We start from the raw sequence: 13,320 nt of genomic DNA, 5'->3' as shown, positions 1-13,320 counted from the left end.
CTGAACTTTTATAAACATTAGTATTAATATTAAATTTAGAATTATGAACAAAAAGTTTTCTACTCTTTTGTGTGCTAGCTTACTGTTCTCTTCAGCTTTCTCAGCTGTAAATGCGAGCAATATTAAAAACTATGCACAAGGAAGTGATGCTGCTGCAATTTTAAAATTGGATAAGGCAGCGCTGAGTGGAGTGTATCAGTTGAGAGTTGGTGCAAAGGGACAAGAGGGAGTGCTTGCTATTAAAGATGGTAAGTATGTTATTCAAAAAACGACTGCAATTACAGATCTGCAAAGTTCTTTATGGTGTATAACAATAACAGAAGAAGGACAAGGTAAGGAGCCTATCTACGATTTTGTAAATAAAGCAACGGGTGAATTCTTGGCTGTTTCTGAAGCTGATGTTCAAGATCTGGCACTTAACAAGGAAACAAGTATTAATGGTGGTTTGTCTGTTGGTGAAACTTTTGGTGGTTGGGCCTTTTCCAGTACTTATGCAACAGATTTGGAGCAGGAGCAACCCATGTTTACCTATCAAGAAGCTGATCATGTTTTAGTTTTGACTACTAATAATAAAGGTCAGTTACAGGTGAAAAAAGTGTTGGCCAAGGAGGTCGATAACGTTTCTAATGCGGTTAAGTTTACTGTCTTTAACGCAGGAACTTATGTGTTAAGTGCAAACGAAATCAACGCTTATTTGAAAGATAATAAGAATGTTCTTACATTTACTCCGGATGCAAAGGCTGATGTAAATCCGTTTACTTCAAATGCATTTGTTGCTAAGCCGTTAAACAAAGGTTTGGCATCCGACCATAATTTTGTTTATGTAACATCAAAAGCAAATGAAGAATTGTATTTGAAAGTCGATACTGCTGCTAATAGTACTGGTATTGGTTTCTTGAAATTCGGTTGGACTGATAACATTAAAAATAAGGTTGAAGGTGGCTTGTTGGATGCTCAGCATCAATTCTTGTTCTCTTATAAGCCGTCTGTTGACTCTTTGTTTATTCAGGTGAAAGAAGCTCGTTATAAAAATGAGAAACAACCTGAAAAATATTGGAAGGATGTCACAGATGTTAGAAAGTATGGTGCTGCATATGCAAATATAAATCTGAATGATAGCGAGATGGATGTTGTTAATGCAAAGTGTGTTCCTTCTAAATTGTTCGTTAAATTGCAGGACTTTACCACATCTTTGAGTGTTGCAACTATTGGCGAAAGACCTATTAATACAAAGATCGGTTTCGGTCTGAAAGGCTGTTTCGTAACTAGCGATAAGACTTCTGTTGACAACGGTTTGTATATCATCAAGAATGCAAAGGGTCAGGTATTGGCTGCTCCTATTCATAAAAATGCAGAAGGTGGTAATAAACAATATGCAATCGAATGGGTGACATTGGACGAACAGGAACCGTTGCACATGCCTGCATACCAGTGGGTTATTACAAAAACATTGAATGCAGAGGTATCTCAACCGGTTTCTCCGGTTAAAATTGTAAACCGTGAATTCCCGAATGCGAAAGATTGGGATAACGTTCAGTTCCGTTTGAATGAAGATGGTGAAATCTATACACTTACAACGGGTGCTGATATGTTGAACAACGTAACGTTTGTTCAGATCAAAGACTCTGCAATCATCAAAGATAAGAAGTTAGGTTACAAACATATCGACTCAAATGATTTGTTGGTCAACAGATATAAATTCAATTATCTGAACCCGTTCTCAATGGAATATTGGATTGCTAACGGTACAGGTAAAGATTCTTTGATCTATGTTAAGCAGGATGCCGGCGATTATGCTTTGGTTGAAGGTTCTACATACGAATATGGTATCGATGTTGATGCCGCTCTTTTGAAAAAGATTCCGGGACTGGCTCAGTTGGAAAGAACGAATTATGTCATTGCTAAAGACGAACAGGATCGTTTGGTTGAAGCTTATGGAAGCAAGTATTCAATGGGTGTAGCAAACTATGGTTCTAATATGGTTGTTGATACATTCTTCTTTAAAGAAAACAACCACTATGATGGTAAAGACTTCTATGCTATCGTCGAATCTAATTATAATAGAACTGCTCATGCTACTGAAATTCAAAATACAGGTGTTACGAAGAAAGTCGGTATCGCTGATGACGGTATGAGTGCTGGTCTGAAAGTTCAGTTGCTGAATGAAACAAGAACTTCTGCTTTCACTGTTGAACCTTCTACAACTCCGTTGTATCGTCGTTTCAACAACGTTGCACTGAGTGAAAGCGCAACGGACGGCCGTGACAGCTTGAGATTCTTCGAAACTATCCGTAAGGAATACTTGATGGATGAAAACAATAGTAACTTGACTGATGCTAATGTTGACTATCTGGGTATGTGGACAGCTGACAAAGCAACAGGTTTGTCATTCCAGATCGATACTGCTTGGGTTAATCGTGGTGCTGGTTATATCAAACCGCAATACTTGATTTCGGTTGCACATAACGATTTTGCTGGAACTCCGGGTAAACCTTGTACGGAAGATGGTCCTCACGTAGACAAAGACGGTAATATTACAGACGCAGAACATTGTGTTCACGCTACTCCGGCTATCCCTGGCTTCGAAAGAGCTAAATATTTGGTAAGTTTCCAGGATTCTGTAGATGTTTACGGTCAGGACAAACCTTATGCAGATATCAAGGGTGGTTATACTCGCGTAGGTTTCGTTGAAGGTATCCGTGTTGCCGATACGTTGTGGATCCTGCCGGCAGAATTCGTAGCTTTGGCTAACGATAAGATTAGCTTCGATGCTTTGGAAGCTTATAATGATTCTGTGAAAAATCTTGCTTCTAAATCATATTTGATTAAGAATAGACTGGACGGTGACGACCATAAGAATTACACTTGGTCATTCCGTTATGTACATCCGGAAAATGCAGGTAATGTAACGGAAGAAGGCGTAGAAAATCAGTTCTTGTTCGAATCGAACAACTATGACAATAAGATTATTGCACCTGAAAATGCTGCATGGTTGAAGATTCAGAATGGTTGTGTGGTTTTGACAGACAAATCATCTACATTCTCACATGCTGCAACAGGTGGCGACGGAGCTTTGATCTTCAATGTTGAAAATAAGGTTGACGATCAGCTGGCAACAGACAACGAAGAAATTGCAACATCTGAAGTTACAGTAATCGCTTTGCAGGGTGCTGTACGTGTAGCTAACGCTGAAGGTAAGAAAGTTGTTATCACTAACATCTTGGGCCAGACAGTTGCTAACACAGTTATCACTTCAAGCGATGCAACAATTGCTGCTCCTCAGGGCGTAGTTGTAGTAGCTGTTGAAGGTGAAGAAGCTGTTAAAGCGATCGTTAAGTAATAATGATCTCCCGTAGAGACACTATGAAACAGTGTCTCTACTATATTGAAATAAAGATTTTATAATCAAATAATGACCATGTGTCCGGTCTTTCCGACCAGTCAATTACCCCGCGAGGGCGAACAAGTGGTACATTAATACTAAAGTAAAAAATAACAATGCTGCCTGTACTTCCGTGAGGAAAGAGAGCAGACACAAAACAAGCCCCGACAGAGTAATTCCGTCGGGGCTTCGTTGTTATTATGATAAAAGGATTCTGCCCAAATGGCTAAAGTGCCGCAAACCGTTCATCTCCTTTGGCTGTCACCGCTGTACATTCCATTTCGACCAGCCAGCCGGTTCGGCAAACCGGAGCACGTACGATGATATAAGGGAGGCTGGGATGATGTTCGTCTATATAACGTTTGACCCGCGCATAATCCGCCGTATCGCGGATATAGATTACAGCTTGCATGATGTCATTCAAAGTGGCGTCCGCTTCTTTCAGCAGGGCTTCGATATTCTCAATCATGCGGGAAGTTTGTTTTATGACATCGCCAGCATGCACGATTTCTCCGTATCGGTCGATGCTTGCCGTGCCGGAGATAAAGACATGGCGGCGGTCGCCGTATGTGACAGCTGTGCCCCGTTCAAACGTAACGCCGTATTCATATGTGCGGTTCAGGTGTTCTGGTGCATATAGATAGCGGATTTGTCCGGGGCAGATACCGGAAACAGCATATGTGTCCATTGTCACGAATACCATCGGGTCGAAATAGCGTCCCTCGATTCCCGTACTGGCGATGAAATGAGTTTCTTCTGTCAGGTTTTGTGTCGCGAACACTTCTTTGCGGGCTTTTACCACACCCGGATAATTCACGTCTACATTCTGTACGAAGATCCACGTGCGCAGGCAGTTAGCCGCCAGTGTGCAATTGGCTTCCGTCAGTTGCAGGATATAATCGCGGAAGATCAGGCGGGTCTGGTATTCCGAATTGGCTGCCCTGTTGCACTGGTTGGCACCTAAAAGCTGGCCGTATGCACCGTGACGCGCCTCAAACAACCCATTTGGCAACACCTGTGTTTGTACGCCAGTCTGCAGCCAAGCCCACAATGCAATCTTCGTGCCGTTCATCGGAGCCTGCTGTACGATTGATAGTGCGCAATAGGGGGAAAGCCGTTCCCGTTCCATCAGTTCGTCTGTCTGGTTGGTTACGTCACTCAGAAAATAACGCCGGAAAATAGCGACCGGATTACCCGGCAACTCTTCCACTGAATGGGCGTAAACATCTTGTATGTGCTGTAACTGAGTGTGAAAATCCTCCAGGCAGTTCGTCTGTTGGAAGAAAATATGGTATTCCGTTATGCCTTTGGAGGATTGAAAGGAGGTGATTTGCACTTCCGTCGTGTCGTATGTTTTCCTTATCAGGTTCATATTTATATTGTGTTTTTATAGTATAGATTGTAAAAATAAGGCTATTTAATTGAAATCAGAAAATTGAGAGTTGAAAATTACTTAATAAAGTAAGGAACGGTACTGTTTGTTAGCCGTTCAAGTCCTTCAACTCTATCAATTTGTTTACGATGGCATAGACAGTCAAGCCGCTGGCACTGTGTACTTGCAATTTTCGGGCGATGTTCCGGCGGTGGGTAATAACGGTGTGGGTGGATAGGTATAACCTGTCTGCAATCTCTCGGTTTGTCATGCCTTTTACCACACAGATGACAATCTCTTTTTCCCTGCTACTCAGTGTCTGCTGGTCCTCGTTTTCCCCTTCTTCGGACGGAACTTCTTCGGTGTTGAGGCGTTCCAATTTATTTTTCAACTCATCGGCATTATCGTATATTGATATCTGATCGTCATAGGAGCGAAGCAGAAACGGGTCGCTTACATTATATTGAAGGGCAAAACATTTCATATCCGGGCAGCCGCATTCGTCTTTCAGATGTTGTAGGTTGAAGTTTCCCGGAATGGAAGGATTTACGATCAGGATGTCCGGCTTATAAATGCGTAAGCCCTCTGTCAGACAGTCTGCTGCTGTTATTTCGGATATCTGGATACGGAATCCAGGTAAGCGTTTCAGTAGTGTTTCCAGTCCGCACCGGATGATGGAGGATGATTCGGCTATCGTTATTTTAATGTTAGTGGACATGGCAAGTGGTTTTATTGTTTTTCTAAAGACAGAATAGCAGGTACGAAGATGTAGTCTTCTACCCGGTTATGAGAGGCAAGGTCTTGTTCTGTTGCGAAAATATCGAACAGGACGTTGTTGAGCAAATTACTGTCCGGTCCCGGATAATACTTCAGGATCAGGTTCTTCAGTTCCGTGATTTTCATCTCGATCTGGTCATGCCGTTTGCGGAAGATGGTGATGTTATATTTCGGGTCTTTCTTTCCTTCCAGCAAATTGCGGACATACGGGAAGACGGTTTTCTCTTCGTACGACATATGTTTGTGTACCTCTTCGGCATATTCGTCGAAAAAGCGGCGGATCACGAAGGCCACATCTTTCGGGCAGCTCACGATCGCCTCTGTCAGTTTGTGGCGGATATGGGGAAGACGGAAGTTCAGGAAATAGTCGTGTGCATTATGCAGATAAGTGATAAGCGAAGAGATGGAGATATCTTTATGGACCTCCGCTGCCGGGATTGTCTCCGTTTCCGTCAGAAAGTTGACGACAGTCAGGAATGTATATGTGTCGATCTTATTCTGCCGGCATACTTCCCCGATGTTTTTCTCTCCGAACCCCAGGTCGATACCGAAGCGGCTCATCACAAGGACCATCGGATAATTCTCGCATATCAGGTCACTCATCTTGCTTGTTTCCCTGTATTTTCCGTTCTTCATGTTTCCCATATCTTTTATCATTTGTATAGTAGATTATTATAAGTATGCATATTGAGGTGCATCCGCCGGTATGACAGCTATGCATTCCGTTTCGATCAGCCAGCCCGGACGACATACGGGAGCATGTACGATCAGGTGGAGAAACGACGGATACCGGCTTTCGATATATTGCTTGACCACGACATAATCGGCCGGGTCGCGCAAGTAGACGATTGCCTGCATGATGTCTTGCAATCCGCTTCCCGCCTCCTGTAGCAAGGTGTCGATGTTTTCCAGCATGCGTTCCGTCTGCTTCAGGATATCCCCCGGATACATGATCTCGCCTTGATTGTCGATACTCGCGGTTCCGGAAATGAAGATTTGTTTCCGGTCGCCATAGGTTACAGCTGTCCCCCGCTCGAAAGTCACTCCGTATTCGTATGTCGGATTCAGGTGGGTGGGAGCATAGAGGAACTGGATTTGTCCGGTCTGCAAGCCTTTTACGGCATAAGTATCCATCTGGACAAAAACGTTCGGATCGGCATGGCGTCCTTCTATTCCCGTACTGGAAATATAATGGGTCTTTTCCGTCAGGTCTTGCGTGATGAAAACCTCTTTGCGGGCCTTGACGACGCCGGCATAGTTGACATCCACGTTTTGAACGAAGAACCAGGTACGGATGCAATCGTTTGCCAACTTGCATCCTTGCTCGGTCAGTTGCAAGACGTAATCGTTCAGCAAAAGCCGTGTCTGGTACTCGGAGTTGGAAGCCCTATTGCAAGAGCCCCCGGTCCAGTATTGTGTATAACGGTTGTGTTTGGCTTTCGACATTCCGTTTTTGGTCGTTTCGACAGTGATACCGGTCTGAAACCAAGTCCACATGGCTATTTTGCTCCCGTTTAGTGGAGCTTGCTCCACGATGGAAAGAGGGCAATAGGAATTTTCGCATTCCCAAACCATCACCAAGTCGGCCTGGTTGGCAGCGTCGCTCAGGAAATAGCGCCGGAAGACGGCAGTCGCATCGTCAGGTAACACCTCTTGGATAACTGCCACATAGGCCCGTTGGATGTTCTGAAGTTGTCCGGAAAACGGCAATGTCCGGTCTGTAATAGTGAGTAGAACGTGATATTCGGTAACCCCACCTTTCCCGGCAAAGGAAGAAATTTGAACTTCGATAGCTTTGTCTGTGTATGTCTTTTTGATATAATCCATGTAATATGTGCTTTCTTATTCTTTAGCTCCGTTATTGATCCAATCGTCGAGCAACGTCAGAGTGCTGGATGTCGTGATGACGTTGGTATGATCGTACTTGACAATGTTCTCGTGCAAGATGACGTGCAGGAAACTTTCCTCCGCGCTTCCCGGCTTGACCAGTTTCAGCCCTTCCTCGCTTTTATCAGCTACGACATCGACTAAGGCTTTGTAACTTTTGCCTTCCGTGAGGTACAGTCCGGCAGCAGGTTCCGTACTTCCTCCATGGCAAGCCGTACAGGAACGATTGAAAATTTCGGTTTGGATACTGTTGAACATGCCGGCATCCAACTTTCCGGCATCCAGCCGTATGGTATCCGCCTGTTCCGTGTAGTCGGCGGTATAGAAACTGGCAATCCTTTTGCGTAGTTTGTTGATGACACAAACTTCGATCTGTGTGACTTCACTGGGAATACCGGCCAAGACCATGTTTATCGTCCCGTCGGCTGTCTGGCTAATCCCTTTTGCCGTTTGTGCGAAAGCATTGTCAGGGGTGAATCCGGCCAGTACGACGCTGTAACCGCCTGGCCAGGAATCTATCCCGTTGATTTGGGCGGTTAACTTCACTGTTCCTCCTTCCCTTTCCGTCTGATTGTTTTCATCATATATCTTGCCATCGTCGCAGGAGATGGCAAGACAGGAAAAGAGCAATAGCCCGGAGATGAATGAATAAACTTCTCTTTTCATGACGTTACGATTAGAAAGTGTACTGAAGTAAGACGGTTCCGGAATGCATGGCTAATCCTAAGTCGTCGTTGTCGCGGTCAAGCTGCGTGTCATGTCCGGTACGTCCGATGAACTGATACATGGCTTGCAGTTTCAAGTTGCAGCTGGTGAAGAAATAGTTAAATCCGACGGCCGGCATATTCAGAAAACCGTTTGTGTCCAATCCGTTGCGGTTGAAGAAGTCATAACGGGCTGTCGCTTGTAGTTTGTTGGTAACGAAATAACCGCCTTGCACGTACCCCCCTAAATAGTTATAGCTCTCGTCAATTTTCTGCCGTTTGGTAAACCCTACATTCATATAATAGATTTCAGCGCCGAGATACAGGCGATTCTTCAACATGGCGAATTCTGCTCCTGCCCGGAAATCGTTCGTACTTTCGCTTTCGCTCTCCACATTCAATGAAGTGGAAAGACCGAACAGCATCTTATCTTCCTTCAAACGGTTCGGGCTGCCCTGGTTGGACGGCATAACTCCTTTCGGCATGTACGTGATGCGGCCGGCATACAACAATGACGGGATATGCCAGTCGTCGCTGAACGTTTTGGATGCCACGTTGACGGAGCTTCCCGTTCCGTTGAAAATCCCAACTTCGTAGCCGAACTTATCCTTTACCAATCCGTGCACTTCCACTCCGAGGTCGAATCCCATGCCGATGTTCGGTGTCACGGCATTAAGAGAATAAGGCAGGATCACGGATGAGGTGAGCGATGTCGGCAGTGTCGGCATTAACGTCTCGCCCAGCGTAGTCAGGTAAGCGTGTGAGAACGGAGTCTTGAACTTGCCAACACGTATGGCAAAACTCTTTTTTATCTCTACGTCGAACCAAGCCTGTTGAAGGATGTTTCCTCCATTTCCGGCAGCATTGATGGAGAGGTTGAATGTCACCCGGTCGAATGCCTTGCCCGTGAAACCGAGGATGGCATAAGGGATCGAGAAACCGCTGTTGTGTATATTGTCCTGATTGTAGGCCGGGTCCAGCCCTTCATCGTCGTAGTAGTTGATGTTAGCACTGGTCTGTACCAACATATAAGGTTTGAAAACGAAATCCCCCTTCTTGGTAGCGATTGTAAAGCCTTCTTTGCCGTTTAGCGATACGACACCGTTTTCCGTATCTTCCTCATATTGGGCCATGACGGCCAACGGCAATAGTAATAATGCTGCAATTGTGATTATCAGTTGTTTCATTTTAGTTTGTCTTATGGATAAATTATAAGGAGTTGAGGAATGCGATCACTGCCTCACGCTCTTCCTTGCTCATTTGTTTGAATAAATTTTTGGAGGCTTCCCCTTCGCCTCCATGCCACATGATGGCTTCGGTCAGGTTGCGGGCGCGTCCGTCATGAAGGAAATAGGTATGACCGTTGACTTTCTCCTGCAGCCCGATACCCCAAAGCGGCGTAGTACGCCATTCGTTTCCTCGTGCCAGGCCGCTGACATAATTGTCGTTCAACCCGACTCCCATGATCTCCGACCCCATGTCATGCAGTAGGAAATCAGAATAAGGATGTATGGTCTGTCCGCCGAGCCATGGCAAACGTGTGCCGTTGAGCAGTGTGGAACCGCCCGCTTGCGTGTGCAGCGTAGTGACGTGGCAGAGATGGCATTTCGCTTCGTAAAACTTTTGTTCTCCAAAGATGACCTGAGGGTCGTTTATGTTGCGCCGTGCCGGTACGCCGAGGCTTTGCATATAAAGGTCCACATCTTCCATATCGGCGGTCGATATGTCGAGCTGGTCATACGAGAGTCCCATCATGCTGCCTTGGTTGATCTGAGCCTGCCCTTCGCAAATCTCTTCCGGATAGCGGCTGTTTGTCACGCCCATATCGCTTGAAAAGCCCAGTTCGACGGTCAGGTCAAGATGCTGTGCCTTGTTTCCTGAAAGGCCGACACCGGTGACACCCTTCTCAGTGATATAGTTGCAACGTCCGCTGATGCCATATTCCGGATAATTGCTTTTGGCAGCGAGCGCTTCGATTTCCCTGCGGTCGATCGCCATCATCTGTCCCATACCGACGTGGCGTAACGGGATGCGTACGGTGCAGAACAAATCTTCCGGGGCGATACTGTCTTTATACCATTCGGTTATCGTGTAATTGGGTTTGCATAGTTCGTAAGTCTCTCCGTCGGGGAAGGAAAAAGTCTGCTTGTCGTATGTGACGGACAACTTACCTTCCGGTTTGACGCCGTAGATGGCTTGGTCGTGCAATACACGTCCGTAGTCGCGGAAGAAAGCACCGTTGCGGCGGGAGATATAGACCAGCATGGAAGAGAAACCGTAGTTGCCCGATCCGCCGTTTTCCCACAATGTCGGTTTGGTCCTTCCTGCGTTGCGATGGCAACTGCCGCAGGAATAGCCGGCATAAACAGGTCCGAGACCGCCTCCGTCGCCATTGTTGCTGGTGCGTACATCGTCGTAGAGACCGTCGCCGTTGTTGAAACGGATCGAGTTGGCTCCTGTTATCCAGTCGGCGTTCGTATCGTAGGCGACCGATGAGTTTAGGAAAATCGTTGAAGTCCCTGCTGACAGCGCATATCCGTTCGGGACATCTATTTTATCCATATCCATTTTATCGTCCTCTTCACAAGATGCGCATGCAAAGAGCAGGAATAGCGAGGATGTTAACAGGTAAGATTGCTTCATATCATTTGATTGGTTTTCTGAATTTATTTCCGAATAACGCGAGTCGCATTGTGTAATAACTCTGAAACCCTGAAACAGCGGGCATTTGTCTGCTGTTTCAAGGTTTGTCATGATCTATTATCAAGTTTTATGTCTCAGAGGCATGTTTATTTTGCTCCATCGACAGTGCGGGGCTGCCCGTCTTTGAACAGGAGATATTCCAATGTATGGTAACCACGTACGCTCTGTGCGGCTCCGATGGCCTCATCTTCTTCGTCAAAGTTTCCGCTCCATTCCAGGTCATCCCAGTTCTGTGAGTTCAATACCTGTACAATGCCGTTCTGGTCCAAAGGCCAGCTGTCCATATTGGGGTCCAAACCTAAGTTGGCGACCGGACCGATAAGGAAAGCTTCGCTCTTTTCCCACGGTTCGCGTGCCGTGATCCATAAGTTGCAGGCCTTTTCGAAGTTGTCGTTGCTTGGGTTCTGTCTGAACTGATTCACTGCATCCAGCAAAAGCTTGTTCTTTTCCTGCAAGTCTTTATAAGTAGGAAGAACGACCGCATCGACAAACTGTTCGGCTATTGCATCAAGGTCATCGTCGTATTCAGGATCGCCGAATGTTTGGTTTACATACGGTTTTACTTCATTTAACAACAGGTTGGCCAGTTCCATGCAAGTGTTCATTGCGGCAACGGACTCTTCGCTGTCGATGTTGTTGCGGAACGGTTGCGGAATAGCCTGGATCGCCTTTGCAGAAGCGAAAATCAGCGTTTTGATTTCTTCGTCGAGATCCGGGTTGGTTGAAGCGATCATTTTTGAAAGCGAGTGTTCTGCGATGTCTCCTTCATCGTCGAAATCTTTGTAAGAGTTGAAAGCGCTCAGGTTTCCGTCTACTTTGGACACGTCGTTGTCGTCGATACGGCCGTAATATGTGTTACGGATGGAGAAGATATTGTTCGTATAGTCGTCGCGCGAATGCCAGCTATACCATGATTCGACGGCATAAAGACCGCCTTCTTTGTCACCACTGGTATATTTGGTATACGGGTCTTTGATCTTGGCATCACCTACTTCGTTGGCGATGTTCCACATACCGCTTTCGATCATTTCCTCGATACACGAGAGCGGACTTTGGTAAGCCCCGGCAGTCTGGTCTTTGAAGATCGTGGCGTATGGGCCGTGTGAACCCTGCTCATCGACGTAGTCGGTCACCCAGGAGTTGTAGAGCGTGGTTGCGTCGTCATTCAGCAGCATGGCTACGTTATACATATAGTTACCCCATGCACTGGCGTTTTCAGAACTGTAATCCAGGTTGACCGGATCTTTTCCGCCACCATCCGGATTGGGGTCGTTGTTGTCGCTACATGCTCCCATCGAGAATGTCATGGCGAGCGATAAGGCTGCCAGATAGAAATAATTTTTCTTTTTCATTTTATTGATTAAGCTATTAAATTGTTTATGTTGTTTTTATTTGCTGAGGAACCAGCCGATGTAGGCGATAGCCAAGCTGAATTCGTTTTCGCTGTTATATTTGCCGCCTCCGATTTTGCGTGTTGTATAGTCTGCTTTCACGACAAGATTAGGTAAAGCATACCAATTGGCTCCGGCTGTCCACATGCTTACTTTGTTGCGTAAGTCCATCGTGTGCTTGCCTTCGCCTTTCTCCTGCGGGTTGTAGTATTCGTAGCGGACGAACGGATAGATGACGGGCACGTTCCTGTTGTCTTTACAAACCGCACGCAGGTTGAACCCCACTTCGCCACCATAGCTGACCGCACGTTTGGCGATCGGGGTTGTCTGTGTATAAGGAGAACCGCCGCTTTGGTGGTTGTTGACACTGCTGAGGTCGTCGGCTTTGCTCAGGTTACCGTATATCATGTTTGCGCGTGCGGTGACATATTTGTTTTTGTATTGCAGGTCGGCCGTATAGATGCGCAAAGGTATGTTTCCATATTTGACGTATGTTTCCGGTTTGTCGGAATTGGCTCCCGTATTGTGGCAATAGTAGAAGGAACCGCCTATTTTCAATCCCGGTACTCCTAAATAGTTCAGGCGGGCCACATAGCCCGGCGAGGTGAAGTTGTCTGTTTCGAACAGTCCCTGCTTGCCGCCGGCAACCCATGTATTGCGGTCGAACCCGTTGGCGTTCAATCCGGCAACGACCAAAGCCTGGTAGTTGAAACGTGTGTAGCCTCGGCCGAACGTACCGAACACTTCGATACCGTTTTCGTGCCAGGTAGAAGGAAGGATGGTCGTTTCGCCTTCCGGACGAGAAGTTCCGAAGAAGTTGATCGGCTCGTGATGCTCGTTGGTCAAACCGACCGGGACGATCAAATGACCGGCACGGACATTGAAGGCCGGATGGATAAGACGTGTGATGTGGAATTGTTCCAAAGCAACTTCACCGCCTTTTTCAACTTCCATTTCGTATTCTCCGTTTTCTGTGTTTTCTATCTCATAGGCACTTCCCGTACCTCCAGCCTCAAATTCTATTTCTGCTCCTAATACCCATTGGGAATTGAATTTGTAATCGAAAGCCAAGACAAAACGGGGTATGGAGATCGAATTGCGATG

10 protein-coding genes are annotated in these 13,320 nt (G+C 46.1%); 1 reads left to right on the top strand and 9 read right to left on the bottom strand.

What is annotated here, in order from left to right; translation table 11 throughout:
- The first annotated feature begins 43 nt into the window (after window positions 1-43).
- On the top strand, window positions 44-3,340 hold the full coding sequence (locus tag BHV83_RS21595; protein ID WP_286758048.1) for a DUF6383 domain-containing protein: 3,297 nt from the start codon (window positions 44-46) through the stop codon (window positions 3,338-3,340).
- Window positions 3,341-3,608: 268 nt separating this feature from the next.
- Here the strand turns inward: BHV83_RS21595 and BHV83_RS21590 are convergent, their stop codons facing one another.
- The 9 genes from BHV83_RS21590 to BHV83_RS21550 form a co-directional block, all read right to left on the bottom strand.
- Window positions 3,609-4,754 (bottom strand): Rid family hydrolase, encoded by a 1,146-nt coding sequence (locus tag BHV83_RS21590; RefSeq protein WP_005634128.1) that lies wholly within the window; start codon window positions 4,752-4,754, stop codon window positions 3,609-3,611.
- A gap of 109 nt (window positions 4,755-4,863) precedes the next feature.
- Complete coding sequence (locus tag BHV83_RS21585) at window positions 4,864-5,472, bottom strand: response regulator transcription factor (protein WP_005634126.1); 609 nt, start codon at window positions 5,470-5,472, stop codon at window positions 4,864-4,866.
- Window positions 5,473-5,483: 11 nt separating this feature from the next.
- The gene (locus BHV83_RS21580; protein ID WP_122300374.1) at window positions 5,484-6,188 is read right to left on the bottom strand and encodes a hemerythrin domain-containing protein; all 705 of its coding nucleotides are present in this window, start codon (window positions 6,186-6,188) and stop codon (window positions 5,484-5,486) included.
- Window positions 6,189-6,203: 15 nt separating this feature from the next.
- Window positions 6,204-7,358: a Rid family hydrolase gene (locus tag BHV83_RS21575; RefSeq protein ID WP_286758047.1), complete on the bottom strand. Its 1,155-nt coding sequence runs from the start codon at window positions 7,356-7,358 to the stop codon at window positions 6,204-6,206.
- 15 nt (window positions 7,359-7,373) lie between these two features.
- Entirely contained in the window at window positions 7,374-8,084 is a 711-nt protein-coding gene (locus tag BHV83_RS21570; protein WP_005634120.1) for a hypothetical protein, read from the bottom strand.
- A gap of 10 nt (window positions 8,085-8,094) precedes the next feature.
- Complete coding sequence (locus BHV83_RS21565) at window positions 8,095-9,309, bottom strand: porin (RefSeq protein WP_005634118.1); 1,215 nt, start codon at window positions 9,307-9,309, stop codon at window positions 8,095-8,097.
- A 22-nt stretch (window positions 9,310-9,331) separates the two neighbouring features.
- On the bottom strand, window positions 9,332-10,765 hold the full coding sequence (locus BHV83_RS21560) for a di-heme oxidoredictase family protein (RefSeq protein WP_122205475.1): 1,434 nt from the start codon (window positions 10,763-10,765) through the stop codon (window positions 9,332-9,334).
- Window positions 10,766-10,911: 146 nt separating this feature from the next.
- Window positions 10,912-12,177: an imelysin family protein gene (locus tag BHV83_RS21555; RefSeq protein ID WP_122205407.1), complete on the bottom strand. Its 1,266-nt coding sequence runs from the start codon at window positions 12,175-12,177 to the stop codon at window positions 10,912-10,914.
- Between the two features lie 36 nt (window positions 12,178-12,213).
- Window positions 12,214-13,320: porin (locus BHV83_RS21550; RefSeq protein ID WP_286758044.1), on the bottom strand; the 1,107-nt coding region annotated here is incomplete at its 5' end.

This window comes from Parabacteroides sp. merdae-related_45_40, from assembly GCF_001915675.1.
Note: the sequence above shows the minus strand (reverse complement) of the source record. Positions and strands in the feature narration are given on the sequence as shown.

What these genes read in the sequence shown, in the direction of transcription:
- BHV83_RS21595 (WP_286758048.1), top strand. Translation starts at nt 44, where the DNA reads ATGAACAAAAAGTTTTCTACTCTTTTGTGTGCTAGCTTACTGTTCTCT.
- BHV83_RS21590 (WP_005634128.1), bottom strand. Translation starts at nt 4,754, where the DNA reads ATGAACCTGATAAGGAAAACATACGACACGACGGAAGTGCAAATCACC.
- BHV83_RS21585 (WP_005634126.1), bottom strand. Translation starts at nt 5,472, where the DNA reads ATGTCCACTAACATTAAAATAACGATAGCCGAATCATCCTCCATCATC.
- BHV83_RS21580 (WP_122300374.1), bottom strand. Translation starts at nt 6,188, where the DNA reads ATGATAAAAGATATGGGAAACATGAAGAACGGAAAATACAGGGAAACA.
- BHV83_RS21575 (WP_286758047.1), bottom strand. Translation starts at nt 7,358, where the DNA reads ATGGATTATATCAAAAAGACATACACAGACAAAGCTATCGAAGTTCAA.
- BHV83_RS21570 (WP_005634120.1), bottom strand. Translation starts at nt 8,084, where the DNA reads ATGAAAAGAGAAGTTTATTCATTCATCTCCGGGCTATTGCTCTTTTCC.
- BHV83_RS21565 (WP_005634118.1), bottom strand. Translation starts at nt 9,309, where the DNA reads ATGAAACAACTGATAATCACAATTGCAGCATTATTACTATTGCCGTTG.
- BHV83_RS21560 (WP_122205475.1), bottom strand. Translation starts at nt 10,765, where the DNA reads ATGAAGCAATCTTACCTGTTAACATCCTCGCTATTCCTGCTCTTTGCA.
- BHV83_RS21555 (WP_122205407.1), bottom strand. Translation starts at nt 12,177, where the DNA reads ATGAAAAAGAAAAATTATTTCTATCTGGCAGCCTTATCGCTCGCCATG.